The 16,373-nt window shown below is 59.2% G+C and carries 14 protein-coding genes; 8 read left to right on the top strand and 6 right to left on the bottom strand.

Features of this window, described 5'->3' with window-relative positions:
* Window positions 1-193: 193 nt before the first annotated feature.
* From H0921_RS13565 to H0921_RS13540, 6 genes are all read left to right on the top strand, one after another.
* Window positions 194-1,549: a bifunctional folylpolyglutamate synthase/dihydrofolate synthase gene (locus H0921_RS13565; RefSeq protein ID WP_194539025.1), complete on the top strand. Its 1,356-nt coding sequence runs from the start codon at window positions 194-196 to the stop codon at window positions 1,547-1,549.
* A gap of 116 nt (window positions 1,550-1,665) precedes the next feature.
* Entirely contained in the window at window positions 1,666-1,986 is a 321-nt protein-coding gene (locus H0921_RS13560) for a hypothetical protein (protein WP_194539023.1), read from the top strand.
* Window positions 1,987-2,545: 559 nt separating this feature from the next.
* A complete protein-coding gene (locus H0921_RS13555) occupies window positions 2,546-3,811 on the top strand; it encodes a hypothetical protein (RefSeq protein WP_194539021.1) in 1,266 nt (421 codons plus the stop codon).
* A gap of 30 nt (window positions 3,812-3,841) precedes the next feature.
* On the top strand, window positions 3,842-4,282 hold the full coding sequence (locus tag H0921_RS13550; RefSeq protein ID WP_194539020.1) for a hypothetical protein: 441 nt from the start codon (window positions 3,842-3,844) through the stop codon (window positions 4,280-4,282).
* Between the two features lie 449 nt (window positions 4,283-4,731).
* Window positions 4,732-5,361 (top strand): hypothetical protein, encoded by a 630-nt coding sequence (locus H0921_RS17990; RefSeq protein WP_228499695.1) that lies wholly within the window; start codon window positions 4,732-4,734, stop codon window positions 5,359-5,361.
* A 5-nt stretch (window positions 5,362-5,366) separates the two neighbouring features.
* The gene (locus tag H0921_RS13540; RefSeq protein ID WP_194539019.1) at window positions 5,367-5,726 is read left to right on the top strand and encodes a hypothetical protein; all 360 of its coding nucleotides are present in this window, start codon (window positions 5,367-5,369) and stop codon (window positions 5,724-5,726) included.
* A gap of 550 nt (window positions 5,727-6,276) precedes the next feature.
* On the opposite strand, the gene H0921_RS13535 is transcribed toward H0921_RS13540, so the two are convergent.
* Both H0921_RS13535 and H0921_RS13530 read right to left on the bottom strand, forming a co-directional pair.
* Window positions 6,277-7,170, bottom strand: a complete 894-nt coding sequence (locus H0921_RS13535) for a hypothetical protein (RefSeq protein ID WP_228499692.1) — start codon at window positions 7,168-7,170, stop codon at window positions 6,277-6,279.
* Window positions 7,171-7,449: 279 nt separating this feature from the next.
* The gene (locus H0921_RS13530) at window positions 7,450-7,893 is read right to left on the bottom strand and encodes a hypothetical protein (RefSeq protein ID WP_194539018.1); all 444 of its coding nucleotides are present in this window, start codon (window positions 7,891-7,893) and stop codon (window positions 7,450-7,452) included.
* A gap of 427 nt (window positions 7,894-8,320) precedes the next feature.
* On the opposite strand from H0921_RS13530, the gene H0921_RS13525 reads away from it, so the two are divergent.
* Entirely contained in the window at window positions 8,321-10,156 is a 1,836-nt protein-coding gene (locus H0921_RS13525) for an L-lactate permease (protein ID WP_194539017.1), read from the top strand.
* A 156-nt stretch (window positions 10,157-10,312) separates the two neighbouring features.
* Here the strand turns inward: H0921_RS13525 and H0921_RS13520 are convergent, their stop codons facing one another.
* The 4 genes from H0921_RS13520 to H0921_RS13505 form a co-directional block, all read right to left on the bottom strand.
* Window positions 10,313-10,618 (bottom strand): hypothetical protein, encoded by a 306-nt coding sequence (locus H0921_RS13520; protein WP_194539016.1) that lies wholly within the window; start codon window positions 10,616-10,618, stop codon window positions 10,313-10,315.
* 154 nt (window positions 10,619-10,772) lie between these two features.
* Window positions 10,773-11,681 carry a hypothetical protein gene (locus tag H0921_RS13515; protein WP_194539015.1) on the bottom strand — a complete coding sequence of 303 codons (909 nt, stop codon included), beginning with the start codon at window positions 11,679-11,681 and terminating at the stop codon, window positions 10,773-10,775.
* Between the two features lie 240 nt (window positions 11,682-11,921).
* Window positions 11,922-12,647: a hypothetical protein gene (locus H0921_RS13510; protein WP_194539013.1), complete on the bottom strand. Its 726-nt coding sequence runs from the start codon at window positions 12,645-12,647 to the stop codon at window positions 11,922-11,924.
* Window positions 12,648-12,815: 168 nt separating this feature from the next.
* Window positions 12,816-14,009, bottom strand: a complete 1,194-nt coding sequence (locus H0921_RS13505; protein ID WP_194539012.1) for a hypothetical protein — start codon at window positions 14,007-14,009, stop codon at window positions 12,816-12,818.
* A 674-nt stretch (window positions 14,010-14,683) separates the two neighbouring features.
* On the opposite strand from H0921_RS13505, the gene H0921_RS13500 reads away from it, so the two are divergent.
* Entirely contained in the window at window positions 14,684-16,156 is a 1,473-nt protein-coding gene (locus tag H0921_RS13500) for a hypothetical protein (RefSeq protein WP_228499689.1), read from the top strand.
* The last annotated feature ends 217 nt before the right edge of the window (window positions 16,157-16,373 follow it).

The raw sequence follows: 16,373 nt of genomic DNA, 5'->3' as shown, positions 1-16,373 counted from the left end.
CATTGACCCGGTGATGCGGCGGCCTTCGACCCCGTGATACGGCAGGGGAACCCTGGGACTGGCTCATTTCCCCCAGACCACCGGCCATTCTAGCGGGAGGCTATGGGACAATAGCCGCAAAGTCGTATTGTCATCCATAAGCCGGGATGGCAGGAGCGGGTCCAGCCGAAACGAGGGGAGCGAGCCAGAGGCTGTGGACAAGACAATGACTTACGAGGAAGCGCTGGCCTGGTGGTTCGGGCGGATCAATTACGAGGTGCGCGCCGCCACACCGCGGGACCTGAAACTGGAACGGATGCGGGCCGTGTTGCGGCGGCTCGGCAACCCTCAGGACCGGCTGCGCCTGGTCCATGTCACCGGAACCAAGGGGAAAGGTTCGACCTGCGCCATGTTGGCCGCGGTGGCCCAGGCAGCGGGATACCGCGTGGGATTGTTCACCTCGCCGCACCTGGAACATGTCTCCGAACGGGTGCAAGTCAACGGAATCCCCATATCGGCCCCGGAATTGACGGCTCGCCTGAATGAGATTCGGCCGGCGGTAGAGGCGGTCGAACGGCAAGGCCCGCCGGTCACGTTCTTTGAGATCAGCACGGCTGTCGGCTTCCTTCACTTCCTTTACCGCCGCTGCGACCTGGCCATCATCGAAGTGGGGTTAGGCGGCCGCTACGACAGCACGAATGTCTGCTGGCCGCTGGTCGCCGTCATCACCAACATCGGTTACGATCACATGAATCAGTTAGGTTCCACACTGGAAGCCATCGCCTATCAGAAGGCCGGGATTGTCAAGCGGGGGGTGCCAGTGGTGAGCGGGGAGCAGCAAGCGGGGCCGCGCGCGGTGATCCGCCGCGTGGCGGAGGAGCAGAACGCCCCCTTGTTCGAGGTGGGGCCAATCGAGCGCCAGGCCGCCCAACGCTATCGTCTGGGACTATGCGGGGAGCACCAGCGGGATAATGCTGCCGTAGCCCTAGTGACCCTGGAACGCCTGCGACAAGCCGGCCTCTATTTGCCGGAGTCCGCGGTCCGCCAGGGTCTGGCCCAGGTAGCCTGGCCAGCGCGGATCGAATGCTTGCGCCGGCATCCCACCGTCATTCTGGACACTGCCCACAATGTGCCGAGCATCCAGGCCTTGCTGGACACCCTGCGCCGCCAGTTTCCGACGCCGGGACGCCGCCATGTCATCTTCGCGGTCTCTGCCGACAAACAGTACCCGCAGATGCTTCAGTTGCTCTCCGGCTACTTCGATGAATTCTACCTGACCCGCTACGGGAACAATCCCCGCTGTGTTTCCCCCGAACACCTGGCCGAACTGCTGGCCGCCCAGAATCCACGACCCAACTTCCGCCTCTTTTCCTCCGCTCAGGCCGCCTGGGAGGCCGCTTGGGCCGCCGTTACTCCAGAGGATCTGCTCTGCATCACCGGCAGCGTCTTCCTCGCCGGCGAACTGCAAAAAACAGCCCGCTCTTCCGCTAACATTCTCCTCAACCCCTCACCTCCAACACCCCTACCACCGCTTGGCACCCCCATATCCACAACACAGAAATCGGGATAAGTCAGCACCGGTTTCTTGATACCGCACTGGCGATGTGCTATAATCCACCTAAGGATTCGTGTGACAGTCACCGTGTTCCGCAATCTCATCTCTTACTAACAATAGGAGTCGCCCCGATGGTTCCGTTCCTGTTCCGCCAATGGATCAGTAAACTGAAGGTCAGTACGGGGGGAAATAGCTCCTCCTATCGACCAGGACGCAAGAGTGTAGCCACCCATCGGCTCATCTCTGCCGCCCCGTCGTTCCGCCCCGCCCGACTTTACCTTGAACCCCTCGAAGACCGCACCGTCCCCAATGCCGCCCTGCTCGACCCCAACCCTCAGGAAACAGACTTCCTTATCCCGTCCTCATCCACTCCTAATAGCCGATCCACTCGCAACCCCCACCCACCCCACCTCCCCCATACCATCCCCAGAAACCACAACTGGAAATTCTGATCTCACAGGCCAGCTTGACAACAACCTCAATTCCAACAACTTCGACATATTCGGTTTCTATTACGATGATGACCATGATATTATCACCATCACCGATAGCCTTTCCTGGATACCAAACTGGTGGATCGACATAACAATACAATATCAAAATCTCTGGATATCATCGTATAATCATAACTCCGCAGACGTTGTCTCGACGGATAACACTTACGATCCATCTGCTGAAAACACTCCGGATATTGTCACCGGCGCTGCCACCGCTATTCATACCGACCCGTGGGTAGGCTGGCTTCACTCCTGGATCAATAATTCAAATTCTGATCTATTCACATCGATCATTTATACAGTAATCAACAGTGACATAGATAATATAGATGATGCCAATGTATATGACCCAATTGACGGTAATGAATATGATCTCACAGAAGACGTTATCGACCCAGACGACTCTGGCACATCCAGGAGTTCCGGCCAATCTCTCACTGTCCCCGCGGTTGGGCGATCATCGGAAGGGAATGCTTTCATAGTCAGCCCTTCAGATCCGCAGCTTGGTTCGGTCTTGACGTTGCCGCGGTTGGCAGTGGTGTGGAATGATGGCAACGGTCAACTGTGGGCGCAAGCCTGGAGTTTAGTTCCTACCGGGGATTCGCTGGCCTTGGGATTGTCCACCCGTCTCCTTGCCGGTCCGAATGTCAACTATGTGGAGGCTGGTGCGGTGCCTGCGGCGTTGGCCGCCCTGACCGGATTCGACGGCTGGGTGCAAGACCCCAGCGGCCTCAGCCTGATGGTCATGACCCTGGGCAGCGATGGTCAGCCGACCGGCGTGGCGGCCTCCCTGTGGCTCCGTCCCGATGCCGACGGAAATCTGCCCACCGTTCCAGAGGGGTGGCAGACCGTGCTGCAACTGGCCCAAAAACGCGCCTTCTACGAGACCTACCCGCAGTTCATTGCACCTTCCACTTCCTACTCGCAGCCTTCTACCGGTCTCCATTTGGGAGTCTCTCGCGAGTCGGGCTGGCTGCTCTACTACGGAGCCGCGGTAATCGAAGGACTGGCCGACGGAGTCGACCACCTGTTCGTGCAACCAGTGGTGCGAACCGGACAGGCGGTGATCGATGGCGGGGGACTGATCCTCGTGGACGGCTACCAGCCGCTCAATCCGCATATTGCCGGCATGCTCCAGGGTGAGCGGACGTGGTATGGTGGCACCTTCAACTTGCTCATGGACGGTGTGGTTGTCATCCCGGTCCTTCAGAGTGGACGACGGGTGATCGGCGTAGGTCAGACCGTGGTTTATGAGTGGGCTAGTGCTCGTGCGTACAATGCTGTGGCCCCTCAGGTGGCAGAACTGCAGGCAACGGCCGCAGCGCTCCGGGCTGAATGGGCTCGACATTCTCTAGAGGTCCAGGCTCAGTGGCGTTTGGTCCAACTGAATGGCCAAGTTCCGGGGGCCCATTTTTTGGCTCGTCACTCGCCGGACGTTCCGTTGGAGGCTTTGAAGAATCGAGCGATGCACGGGATCGACCCGTGGACGGGTAAGGTAGTGATGTATAGTGGTAGACCAGCGATGGTTGATTCGACACGTTTTACGAGTTATGAGGCGATGGAGGAAGCGATTGCAAAGGCTCAACAGGTATTCAGGGCCGAATATCCAAGTGGGGTGGCTCCAAATAAAGTGAGGATTAGGCTGGATATGTGTCGTCCGGTGGGGGAGGGATTTGCGCAGGGAACAGGAGAGTATAGGAGTGGTTTATCTCGTGTAATTGTTGTGTTGAATCGGTATGGACTACCGGAAACTGTCTTTCCATTATTTGGGGCTCGGTAATTCAATATAAACTATGAATTTATATCAATCATGAAAAAGGCAAATTATTACGTTTTTGCTGATATTTTTCATATATTGGAAGGTATCCATCTCGGGGACAATGTTTCTTTCACAGACTATGATTGCTGCAACATCATAGATGTGAATAGGATTGCGGTTTTCTTCATTGAGCCGTATCTTCGGTTGCTAACCCAAGAGCAACAGGACTACATCCGCTGGGCATTTGAATATTATATGATCACCAAAAATGCCCCGTTCGAAGACCTCCGTGCCGAGGCTCAAGACCTGGATTTTATTCATTGCGACCAAGCTCAGGAGTTTCTCAGACTGTTAGGGATGTGTCTATACGGAGATAACTATCTTGATCATGTCAATTTGGAGGAATATGAAGAAGAACCTGATATGGATATGGCATGGCGAGTATTCTGGCCTTCTCCTAATTGGCGTAATGTTGGTAAGGGTATAATTTAGAAGCAAAATTCTAATAGTATCCGGAATTGTGCTACTCAATGAGGAATCCAGAGCACTCCACATGACAGTTGCGCGGTAGCAGGTTGCATTCCTGGTAACATTTTTCGCTGCTCCGGCCACCCCAGTCTATTGTGGCGGCCTCCCTGTGGCTCCGTCCCGATGCCGACGGAAATCTGCCCACCGTTCCAGAGGGGTGGCAGACCGTGCTGCAACTGGCCCAAAAACGCGCCTTCTACGAGACCTACCCGCAGCTCACCTTCTCGCCGCCCCCACTATCCGAACCTGGGTGGTGGTCCCGTCAGTGGGAAGGAGTACGGGACTTCTGGTTCCGCAACCACCTCGGCACGCGTCTCGAAGGGGTGTTGCAGACTGTGGGAGGAGTAGGCACCTGTGTCAGTGGAGTGGCAGTAGCCGGTGGCGGGACGATTTTTGGGGTGGGAGTGGGGGGTGTGGTGACCATTCCGGTGGGGCTGGGAGTGTTGGTGGCGGGTGCAGATCAGGTGATCACCGGTCTGTGGAAGGTCTGGGATGGTGAGGAGCATGCCAGCCTGATCGCTCAGGGCGTGGAGGCGGTCGCAGGAGAAGGAACAGGACAATACTATGAGTTGAGTGTGGGACTTATAGGGGGTAGCTATGGCGTTTACACGATCATCAAGTATCGTCAGATGATTGTGACGACGGTGAAGGGTTGGTGGATGAGAGTGTGGTCCAAGTCACCGACCCACCCATCCTCAACGGCCGCGCCGCACGCACCGTTGACCGCTACCGCAGCCACGGTAAGAGCCGTGGCTAGTTCGTTCGATGATATAGTAAACAATCCTGCTGTTTTGTTCGGTAAGTCTGCTGACGAGATTGCTGCTATTCTTGGTGATGGGTGGACAAAAGGAAAATATGGGGTCACAGGTACAGGTTGGAAGTTTACCAAGGATGACAAAGTAGTTTTTTATCATGAAGGAGGGAGGCATGTGGGACGATATTGGGGTTTTTCCAGCGGCACCACAGGAAAGGTAAAGGTTGTTGGCAAGGACTACAAACCTCTGCCAGGTGACAAGGCCCGAATTATTCGAATAGAGGAATAATTTACATGAATGAGATATCGGCAAAAGAATTATATAAACTTTATTATGATACAATAGCTAAATGCTGCACATTCAATCTGAATAGTTATTCAGATGATGAATTATTTTATAACTTATTTGAAGAATTCGATATCGGAGTTCATTCCTTCTTTCATGATATGAGTCTAGCTCGACTTAGTAAGAGTAGCCTGATTGATGATGTCGCGTTGAACCTGAGTAAGAAGATCCGTGAAAAATGGCTTTCCCTTTCTGGGAGTATATGTGACAAGACGATAACGGCCGAACAGATAAAAACGGACATAGCATGGCAGGAGCTATTCAGTTTATGTGATCAGTTGAAATCCAGGTTGGATGGCCTCAAGTAGTGTAAGTCATGAAGACCATAGTTCTAATCGAATAAATTCAAGTACATATTTTATAAATTTTGCTCAGATTCTGCATGATCAGCTCACTTAGCTCCGAGCTATCAAGGCCGCTCTGGCTCTGCCGATAACCCTCACGCCGAGGCGGCCGCCCTTCGGCCACCCCAGTCTATTGTGGCGGCCTCCCTGTGGCTCCGTCCCGATACCGCCGGAAATCTGCCCACCGTTCCCTCCTCAGGGCCGACCGTGCTGCAACTGGCCCAAAAACGCGCCTTCTACGCCGCTCACCTAATAGCTTCATTGGGTTCATCCTCGAACAGCCTGGGGAGTTACTTACCTAGCTTCCAGGACCTGAGCAACGCAGCGGCCGGCATGGCCGACACCCTGACCTTCGGCATCTGGGTTGGCCTGGCCGATTGGTGGACTCCGATGACACAGTTGATCGGGAACGTCACAGGCTATCTCGGTGGACAAGTCGTTGGTATGGTCTATCCTTTCGCCAGAGGTTCTGGGCTGGGGGCGGTTCTCGAAAAGTTTGGGGTGGGGGAGGTTCTTACGGAGCTGGGGGCTTTTTGTCAGCATGTTCCGGGAAATCCTGTTGGTAGCGGCGGAGCAGAGCGGGAATGTCGTTGGGGAGGATGTAGATTTTGCCACGGATGGTCTTGCTCTCGTGAGGGGCTAGCCCGCCGATGCGGAAGTCGGCATGGATGCAAACGATGACACCCTGGAATAGTTCCTGATACGGTTCCCAAGCCGTAGCGAGGAGCATTTTTTCGTCCGCGGAAAAGCAGCCGATCAGACCGTGGCTAGGGGTAAGAGGGTTGAGGGGGCGTGGGTTGACGTCAGTGATGGGAACATGGCGGGGTCGCCACACCTGACCGGGGACATAACGGGCTTTGGTCGCCCATTGCGGGGTGGGCATGCGGGTGAGCTTACCCTCGAGGAAGATGAAGCACTTGTTCAGATAGGTGTGTTGTTTTTCGCCGGTGAAGCGATCGACGCGGATGCAGGGCTGTGCCCAATGGGCCTGCGATGGCCGGTCGGTGGGATTGTGAGCCTGGAGGCGGAAGGTGACTTCATCCACCCCGGCGGTGATGTCATGCTCCACCCGCACGCCGTCGCGCAAGGTGCACCGCAGGTGCAAGCGGGAACCGTCCGCCGCCGCTTCCACCAGCTCGGTGGTGTGGCCGATGACCGTCTCCTTCCAATCCCGATCCGTGGACCCCGGCCGGCAGTAGGCTTCCAGGTAGAGCACCTCCACAGTTTCCCCCGGTACGTGAGGGCCGCGGATCGTCAGAATGTTTTTCTGCCAGGAAAGCTGCAATGGCTTACTGACGGTTTTGGCTCCAGGAGGCGAAACGCTTCGAGATTGGGAAACCAGCGCGCTCGCAGGCCCAAGCAGCAGCACCGCTCCAGCAACAGGAATCGTCCAAGCAGCCGAACGCATAGCTCGCTCTCCGGGGAAATTCCAAGGGAATGATCGGGGAAGGCGGCATCGAGGCAGGACTTCAGTAACGGGACGTAGTATAATCCCCTCGCAGAAAAAAAGCCACAGAGTACCGCTCACCGGTACCCTGCGGTGCAGATTTGGCCCATCTAGGCCCTTGCTCCAGCCTAGCCCTGCCGGGTCCTTATAACAAGGTGGTGAAGGCTGGCTGCCTGTTCAGCGTGGCAAGCTGACGGGGCCGGTGGGAGCCAAGGACAAGGAGCCAGGCGGGAGGAAGGCTTAGGGGAGCGGCTCAGTTGCCGAGCGGGCACTGACAGCACTCGGCGGCGGCGCCACCGCAGGACTGATCCCCGGCAGAGTTGCTTCCGCCTGCTGCAATAGATCGCGCAGGTCCTTGCGGAACTTGTCATAGTGAGCGGCCAGGGCATCGCGTTCGGCCGTGCGGACTTTCAGCTCCGCACGCAGGGCTTCCCGTTCCGCAGCCGCTTGGGCCTGCCACTGTTCCAACTGTTTCTGCAACTGCACTTGCCGTTCTTCGGCGGCGAGCAATTTCTGCCGCAATTGCTGCTGGGCCGTATGCGCGCTGCGCACCTCCTCTTCCAGCCGCTGGATTTTCGCTTCCAGTGCGCTTTTCTCGCGGCCCCCGATCTGCCCTTGCGTGCAGCCATAAACTCCGAACAGTGTTACCAGAAACAAGCCAAGAACCTGACGGGCACGACTCATGAGGTCATCTCCAAGGTTGGGATCGACGGGGAAGGCAGGCTCCGGCTGAAGCGCCACTGCCTCGCCGGTGTACCCCGCTTTCCGGAGCTTCGACATCGATTTTCGGCAGGTGATCGCGGAGAACTTGATGGAAGATGGATGAAATGGACAAAATCCGTTATCGGGACAGTCCGGGAAATCCACACAAAATATCTAGGAGATTGCTGGCGCAGGCCGGGCCAGTCCAGGACACAGCCCGATAGGTACGGTGGGAACGTTTGGGTCAACCTGCGTGAACAGCCGGCGAGTTGGAGTCAAAAACAGCCGGCTGGCCGGAAAAGATCGAAAAGGCTAGCATCGAAGAGCACCTGGCCCTATCACGGACAAGGTGGAGGAAGATATTCGTCTTGACCTGGGAATCCTCGGCACAGAAGAAAGGTCTCTCTCCATGCTCTGGGCCGTGTATGTGCAGAATCTGGACCCGTTAGGGAACCGGCTGTTGTCCACGGTGGTCGCTGGCCTGCCGGTGCTGGTGTTGTTTTACTTGCTGGTGGGGCGGCGATGGCTGGCGCCGTGGGCCGGAGCGGCGGGAGCGATCACCGCGGTGCTGCTGGCCTGGCTGGCCTATGACATGCCGTTGGCGATGGCCAGTTGGGCCTTCGTCCATGGTATGACCTTTGGCTTGCTGCCGATCGGCTGGACCGTCTTTGCTGCCATGCTGCTGTACAACACAACGTTGATCAGCGGGCAGTTCAGCATCATCCGGCGTTCCATTGGGGGCCTGAGCGGCGATGCGCGGGTGCAGGCGGTGCTGATCGGTTTCTGCTTCGGGGCGTTCATGGAGGGTGCGGCAGGGGCAGGTTCGCCGGTGGCCATCTGCGGCGCCATGCTCGTCGGCCTGGGAGTGCCTCCGTTCCAAGCGGCGGTTATCTGCCTGATTGCCAACACCTCGCCGGTCTGTTTCGGCGGCCTGGGCGTTCCGATCCTGACGCTTTCCAGTGTCACCGGACTGTCGGGAGACACCATCAGCATTATGTGCGGGCATCAGTTACCGATCCTGTCGTGCCTGATTCCGCTGTACATGGTCAAGACGATGTGCACCTGGCGGGAAACCCTGGCGATCTGGCCCGCGCTGGCGGTGGGGGGCGGTTCCTTTGCCCTGGCCCAGTTTTTCTTTGCTACAGCCCATGCTTACGGCCTGCCGCCAATCTGGCCCCTGACCGACATCTGCGGGGCGATCCTGTCCATGGCCTGCCTGGCGGCTTTCCTCAAATTCGTCTGGAAGCCTCGGCAGGAGTGGCGCTTCCCCCAGGAACAGGTGGGCGCTGGCCAGACGGCTGAACCGGTCTCTCCGGCGGACCCAAACGTCGTCCAGGCGGAAGAACAGGTCAGCGAGTGGCTCGCCAATGGCCAGGGACTGGCCCAGCGCTTCGAACCCTTGCAAACGCGCCAAGTCCTCCGCGCCTGGATGCCCTGGGGCTTGATGGCCCTGTTTCTTATCCTCTCCGGCATCGCCCGGCAGATGGAAAAGCAGGGGCCGTTGGACCTCGGCGTGGTCCCTTCCTACTGGGAAGTGCCGGTGCCGACGCTGCACAAAAGGGTGGAACGGGCCGAGCGGCTGGTCCCCCCGGATGCCGTTGGCGACGAGAGGAAGGAAGCCGCCCTCTTCAAGATCACCTGGCTGACTGCGCCGGGAACGCCGGTCTTTTGCGCCGCCCTTTTGTCGATGGTGCTGCTGCGACTCTCCCCGGCTCAGGTGCTCGCCGTCTTCCGCAAGACGATCTATCAGATGCGCATTCCCATCCCCACGATCGCCTGCATGCTGGGACTGAGCTATGTCACGAAGTACGCCGGCATGGATGCCACCTTGGGGGTAGCTTTTGCGGAAACGGGGGTGCTGTATCCCTTTTTCGCCGCCATGCTCGGCTGGCTAGGGGTCTTCCTCACCGGCACGGACGCCGGCAGCAATGCCCTCTTCGGCAGTTTGCAGAAGATCACCGCCACAGAGGTGTGGAATACTCACGGCAGCACCGCGCTGCGTCACCTGAGCTTGGAACAAGCGCAAACCCTCATCTGCACGGCCAACAGTACCGGCGGCGTGATGGGCAAAATGATCGACGCGCAGAGCATCTGTGTCGCCACAGCGGGCACCAATCAGGTCGGCCGGGAAGCGGACATCTTCAAAGCCGTCATCTGGCATAGCGTCCTGCTCGCTTGCGTCGTCGGGTTGATGACGGCTGTCCAAGCTTTCCTCTGGCCGTTTACGCTAATGGTGCCGAAGTGATCCAAGTCACGCCGACCGTCCGCAGGTGAAGGGGAAGCGGTCCGGGGAGAACATTGCGGAGCGTCCGGCCCACCCCTGGGCAGCGGAACGCTCGGCGTCAAAGAGCAGCGGGAATCGCCAGCAATAACCCGGAAAAAACTCCCTGGTCCGAAGGAGCTATTTCGTAGCGGGTCCTGCGGGTGCCGCCGCTTTCCCCAACTCCGGCACGGCAGGGATTGCCGCCTGGGGCGGATTTTTTCCTTCATACTGGGCAGCGTCGAGGTACATCAGCACGCAACCCGTCACTAGGGCCAAAAAGGTGATGGCCAGCATCATGACGTAGGCATCGTTGCGCGGCTTGGCTTGTTGGGGCCGGCGAAGAGAGGGCGCCGCTTCTTCGGCTCCATCCTCCACCTCGGCAGCGGGGGCGACTTCATAATCCTCATCCAGCTCTTCTTTTTTCTTCTTCTTTTTCTTGGCCATGTGTCTTGCTCCTGGAGCGCTGCTGGTTGTTTCGAAGCAACGGTTTGCAGGTTATAGGTTATTCGGGAGTCGATATTCAGGGCGAAAATCCGCAGGTACGAGAAACCCCCGACCATTCTCTTTCGGCAGAGGGAACCGTTGGGACCAGGGAAGCTCAGCGGCTTTCGATCGGCCGGACCAGGTCGCCGGGGCGGGGTTTCTCCGCCGGGGTCAAGCGGGCAAAGGGCACATTGCGGGCCGGGATGAAGGTGGCCACGGCTTGCTTGGGATAAAGATTGGCCAAGCTGGTAATTTTGACAGTCCCCAGATAGCGGCTTTCTCCCTCAAGGCGATAGATTTCCAGCTCCGTGCCGACGTTCAGCCCCGCTTCGTAGCCGATACTCAGGACGACCAGATCCCCTGACACAGCAGTGACTTCCCCGCGGAGATTGGGCAATGGCGGAGGCGGCGGCTTATCGATTTCTCGCAATGCCGGAGGTTGAGTAGAGCCACCGGCCAGGAGAGAACGGCTAAGCTGCCGGATTTTTTCCCGCAGTTCTTCGACCAGAGCGGCGTTCTGCTCGGCGACGAATTGGGCAGCCCGCTCGGCGATTCTGGCCCGCACTGCCTCACGCCGGGCTTCCTCGGCAGCGACGATCAAACGCTGCCGCTCACTTTCCAACTGCTCGTTGCGCACCCGAACCGAGCTGACTTCCTTGATCAAAGCATCGCGGCTCGCTTGCAGTTGCACCGCCTTGACATCCGCCTCCTCGTAGAGCTTTTGCAAGCTCTTGGTCGCATCCGCATCCCGCGCTCCGCGATTGGTCAACTCGGCGACAGACTTTTGCAACTCGCTGGTGCGGCGCTGTTCGGCCAGCAATTGCCGCCGCAAGGCTTCCTCGGTCGACCGGAAGCGCTGATACTCAGCTTCCCGTGCTGAGCGGATCTGCTCGTAGGCCTGCCGCCACCGATCGGCTTCCACCTTCCAATTCGTCCGCAGCACGAATGCCTGGACCGACAGGTACATCCACACCACAGCACCGATCAAAACGAAGAAGGCGAGTATTTTCCCAAGCCAGGTCATGGGGGTCTCTCCTCGGCACAACTGAGACGGCGTGATCTCCTCGAAGCATTTGGATCCAACAATCTCGGATTCGCTTGTTATCTCCTCACTGGCTTGCCCAGCGGACTCTCCGACAGCTTCACAAGTTCAAGGCATATGAGCTGTTCCCCAGCTCCCCACGTCTTTTCCAGGTTACAGGATGTTTTTTTCCCTCTCAAGTCATTTCAAGTCATTTGGCTCAAGTAGTAGGCCCCGTGGCTCTCAGGGGTTCGGGCGTAATTCCGCCAGACGCTGGGACAACTGCCGTTGGCGCCGCAGGGCCGTCTCCCGCAGTTCGTAAACGTCCCATTGGGCATCCATCAGGTAGAACAGCTCCGCCTGAACGGAATCGCGGATTTCCACCATCCGGCGCAAGCGATCCTCGGTTTGCAGGATTTCCGTGCTCAGATCGCGGAAGCGATTGCGCAGCTCGTCGATTTGGCGCGCCAGTTTGATCAATTCATTGGCATCACGGATGTACTGATCCTGAAGGGTGTCGGCGCCGCGCAGGGGGCGATTGTCCACTCCCAGGATCGGAGTGCGGCGGACGGTGGGGCTGGGAGGGGTCAGGTCCAGCAAGCCCGTTGCGGGATCGTACACCGGCTCGTAGAAGCCGATGCCATTGTCCCGCGGGTTGCCGTTTTTGGCGAAGCCGATCCATTCTTCGTACCCTCGCAGGCGGCTGTTGCGGAACTGTTCCAATTGCTCGAAGCGCTGCCGTTGTTGGGTCCAGAGCAGGCTGGCTGCTTGGGCGGCACGCACGTGCTTGTCCAGCTCTTCCCGCAGGTAGGCGAAGTTGGCCGGTTTGTGGCCGGGATGGATCGTCTCCGCAGGGGGCAAGGGATCGTACCACGGCAACCGGTTGGCAAAGACACTGACTGACCAGGTCGCCAAGCCGATCCCCACAAACAGATTCAGCACCGCCAGAAACTTACCAATCGCTGTCATGGCCTGGATTCCCGCGCGTTGCTTGGGTCCCTGTTCCTCTCGCCAGGACTCGTCGACTCTGCCTTCGGCCCGCGAGCGCCTCCCCATTTCGGCCCGTCGTGAACGACCGCCTTCTGCGCGCCGCCTCCCTCCTGGATCCAGCTCCCAGTCCCAGGACCAAGGGATACTTCAAGGACCGAAGGAGCGGCCCATTTGCTGGAGCAACTGCTTCTCTCGCGCCACCAGTTCCGCTTCCAGCCGGTAAACTTCCTCCAGGGCATTGGCCACTTCCCGCTGAATGGCCAGCATCTGGTCTTCGATCCCCGTCTGGCGTACCAGCAAGGCATCGACTTCCGCCTTGACGCGAGCCAGGGCATTAGTCAGTTCCCGCAGTTGGGTTTCCCGCTGGTTGACGGCATCCGATTCGCGCCGGAACTGCTCGACCCACTTGGCTCGCAAGGCCGCCTGGCGATTGGTCACGTCTGTCGCGTTCTGAGCAGCCCGCATGAGCGGCTGTAACCGTTCCAGATACGCCTGCTGGTCCACCACCAGGAGCTGCTCCATCAGGCGGGACATCTCCTCGAAGCGCCGGGTCTGAGCCACCAGGGCCGAGGTATAGCGGCTCAAACCTACGACGGCGGCGACTCGCTTCTGCCAGTCGGCACTGGGGTCCAAATGGATCAGCAGATGAGCGAGGCGCATGCGGCGCTCACTTTCGTCGAGAGACTGAGCATAGCTCTGCTGAAGCTGGCTGGCGCGGGATTGGACTAAGGCGGCTTGTTCCTCAGGAGTTTTACCGGCCAACTCTTCATCGGTGAGGGGAGGGGGGATGGCACCCGCCTGGGAGGGTTTGAGCACGGCATCGAAGCGGGCATAAAGCCGGTTCTGCAACTCCTCGACGTTCCCCTGCCGCAAGAGGTCAAGGATGGCCTGATGTTCCTCGAAGGTTTCCGCCTGGTATAGCAGCCAACCCCGCAGGCGCTGGAGTTTGGCCTGCGGGGTTTCCGCAGCACTGAGCAACTGCTCGATGCGGCTGCGCACACGCTGCACCTCAGCCAATTGATTCGGCACCGCAGGACCCCCCAGGTCGCTGCCCCCTTGCGCCCCTTGGAAATACGCCTCCAAATACTTCTTGCTGACACTGAAGACCGGTATGTTCCCCACGCCGAGCACACGCAGCGGTACCGGATCATCGGGATCGGCGGGAAGTGATTTGGGGGCGTCCGGCTCAGCTCCCAAGGGCAAACCCTGGACCAGAAGGTCATAACGCAGGGCCGCAGCTTGGATTGTCTGCCGGCGCTGCCAATCCTGGGTGGCCAAATAGCCGAAGCCAATTGCCAGCAGCAGGTTGAAAATCAACAGTACCTTGCCGAAGACCGTCATGAGTGGCACTCCCCCCGGCGGGGACACCCGAAAACACCGGACCTTTCACCACCCCGTTGGCGCAGTCCCGCTATATCCGATTGTGACCGATGCCTAAGACTTTGACAAGCTCCGCTTCTGGCGAATCCGGGCAATCTGGCTGTGAAAGAACCGATTGTTCAAGCCCTGGCGCTTGCGCCAGGGGAGTCGGAAGCCCTGAGGACCTGGCCGGCCCCCCTCCCACTTCGCCCTGCCAACAGATCGCCGCAAACCTTTTCCATTCCGCTTTCCGCATCAATTCACTATTCGCAGAAAAGTCGCCATTCTTTATTCGTACTTTCCAAGCTAAGCCAAACTCTGCCCCGCCCACCAGATCCACTGCCTCCTAAGTCTTCCACACAAAGCCGATCCCCTCACTCACCAGAGGCCGACTCCTCATTCAAGGCCCACTTGCCACGAAGCGGCGATTTTTTGCTGTCCAACGCGGGTGCACTCGACCACAATGGCCAGCAGAGCAGTACCGCGGGTTCACCGCTCGGCGGTTGGCGTGCGAGATCGCTGTCCCGCCATGAGGTATGCTAAGGCGTTGCCCGGCTGGTGTGCCGAGCTAGCCGGCCATCATTCTGAGCAATCCTTCAGCGGCCTTGGTTCCTGCTCTGTGGGATTCCAGGGCGATAACCCAGGAGGAAGATGGCATGCCCCCTGAAGTTCCGTTTCCCGTCCGATCCAGCAGCGACGCGAAAGCCGAGCCGATACCCGTTCGGGGGTCCGATTCCGACTCTCCCGATCGGCGGCAGTTTGTGCTCAGCAGCGGCGTGGTCCTGGCCGGGGCCGCGGCCTCCTGGAGTCCGGAGAAGAATGGAAGCGAGGGTGGCGGTCCGGCAAGTGGCAGAGATGCTTCGAGTCTGTCATCGTTCCCCCGCAGCCGGCCTCCCAAACGGCCTCGCCCCGCCGAGAAGAAACTGGCCGTCCTCACGACTATCTATCACTACCTCTCCCACGCTTATCACATCGCCGGGCGCTTCCTGGACGGCTACCTGCGTGACGACGGCTATCACTTTCCCTCCTTCGGAGTCGCCAGCCTCTATGTGGAACAGGTGCGAAAGAATGATCTGAGCCGGGAGCTGGCCCAGGAACACGGCTTCCGCCTGTCGCCGACCATCGAGGATGCCCTGACCTTGGGTACGGGCAAGCTGGCGGTCGATGGGGTGCTGCTCATCGCGGAGCATGGGGATTACCCGTACAACGCCAAAGGCCAGAAGCTCTATCCTCGTTACGACTATTTCCGGCAGATCGTGGCGGTGTTCGAGAAAAGCGGGCGGAGCGTGCCGGTGTTTTGCGACAAGCATCTGAGTTACGACCGGCGTCAGGCGGCGGAAATGGTAATGACGGCCCGTCAAATGGGCTTCCCCCTGATGGCGGGGTCCAGTCTGCCGGTGACCTGGCGGCGGCCGGAACTGGAATTGCCTCTGGGTACAGGGATGAAGGAAGCCCTCGTGGCCTCGCGCGGGGAATTGGAAATTTACGGCATTCACGCCCTGGAAGCGCTGCAATGCATGGTGGAGCGGCGCTTCCGCCCCGTTGGGAAAGATGGAGCAGCGCAGGGCGTCCGGGCCGTGACTTGCCTGCAAGGAGACGCGGTCTGGCAAGCCGCCGAGGAGGGGCGATGGTCCTGGGAGTTGCTGGAGCACGCCTTGGGCCGGAGCCTGTCCCGCAACGCCGGCGACGTTCGGGCCAACTGCCGCCGCTTCGCCCGGCCCACGACGTGGGGCAACTTTGTTCCCGGCCCGATCGCCTTTCTCATCGAGTACCTCGACGGCTTGCAGGCCGCCGTGCTGCAACTCGACGGCCATGTCGCGGATGAAACCTTCGCCGCCCGCTTGGCTCAACCGCCGCAAATCGCCTCCTGCCTGTTCTATCTCCCGCCGCCGCCGGGCGCGGCCTTCCTGGAAGCCCTGACCCGCCACATCGAACGCTTCCTGGAAACCGGCCAGCCCCCCTACCCCGTGGAACGCACCCTCCTCACCGGCGGCATCCTCGACTACGCCCTGGAATCCCGCGTGCGCCGCTCCGCCCGCCTGGAAACACCGGACCTGCGCGACATCCGATACGATCCCCCCGCCGACAGCGGCTTCATGCGGGGTGACTACGCCCGGCCTGTCCAGTAAACCAAGCCAGAGCTGATCCGAATGCCCATGCGAGGGCCAACCCCAAACCCCACGCAACGTCTGGAGCCGCCCTCGTTCCCGCGGTATCCGCCGGTGGGGGGACGGAGAGTCTCGATAGACTGAAGCGGGGCGGAAGAAGACGAGGCGAAGCCGAGGCAGAGGACACACAACGAATCGACACACAACGGACCGAAGCCAAGAAAACAAGGCCAAGGTG

This window comes from Thermogemmata fonticola (assembly GCF_013694095.1).
GTDB lineage: Bacteria > Planctomycetota > Planctomycetia > Gemmatales > Gemmataceae > Thermogemmata > Thermogemmata fonticola.
This window is presented reverse-complemented; position numbering and strand designations above follow the sequence as displayed.

Coding starts and splice junctions, on each gene's coding strand:
- H0921_RS13500 (WP_228499689.1), top strand. CDS start 14,684: ATGCCCCCTGAAGTTCCGTTTCCCGTCCGATCCAGCAGCGACGCGAAA.
- H0921_RS13525 (WP_194539017.1), top strand. CDS start 8,321: ATGCTCTGGGCCGTGTATGTGCAGAATCTGGACCCGTTAGGGAACCGG.
- H0921_RS13540 (WP_194539019.1), top strand. CDS start 5,367: ATGAATGAGATATCGGCAAAAGAATTATATAAACTTTATTATGATACA.
- H0921_RS13510 (WP_194539013.1), bottom strand. CDS start 12,647: ATGACAGCGATTGGTAAGTTTCTGGCGGTGCTGAATCTGTTTGTGGGG.
- H0921_RS13530 (WP_194539018.1), bottom strand. CDS start 7,893: ATGAGTCGTGCCCGTCAGGTTCTTGGCTTGTTTCTGGTAACACTGTTC.
- H0921_RS13505 (WP_194539012.1), bottom strand. CDS start 14,009: ATGACGGTCTTCGGCAAGGTACTGTTGATTTTCAACCTGCTGCTGGCA.
- H0921_RS13515 (WP_194539015.1), bottom strand. CDS start 11,681: ATGACCTGGCTTGGGAAAATACTCGCCTTCTTCGTTTTGATCGGTGCT.
- H0921_RS13520 (WP_194539016.1), bottom strand. CDS start 10,618: ATGGCCAAGAAAAAGAAGAAGAAAAAAGAAGAGCTGGATGAGGATTAT.
- H0921_RS13550 (WP_194539020.1), top strand. CDS start 3,842: ATGAAAAAGGCAAATTATTACGTTTTTGCTGATATTTTTCATATATTG.
- H0921_RS13535 (WP_228499692.1), bottom strand. CDS start 7,170: ATGCGTTCGGCTGCTTGGACGATTCCTGTTGCTGGAGCGGTGCTGCTG.
- H0921_RS13560 (WP_194539023.1), top strand. CDS start 1,666: ATGGTTCCGTTCCTGTTCCGCCAATGGATCAGTAAACTGAAGGTCAGT.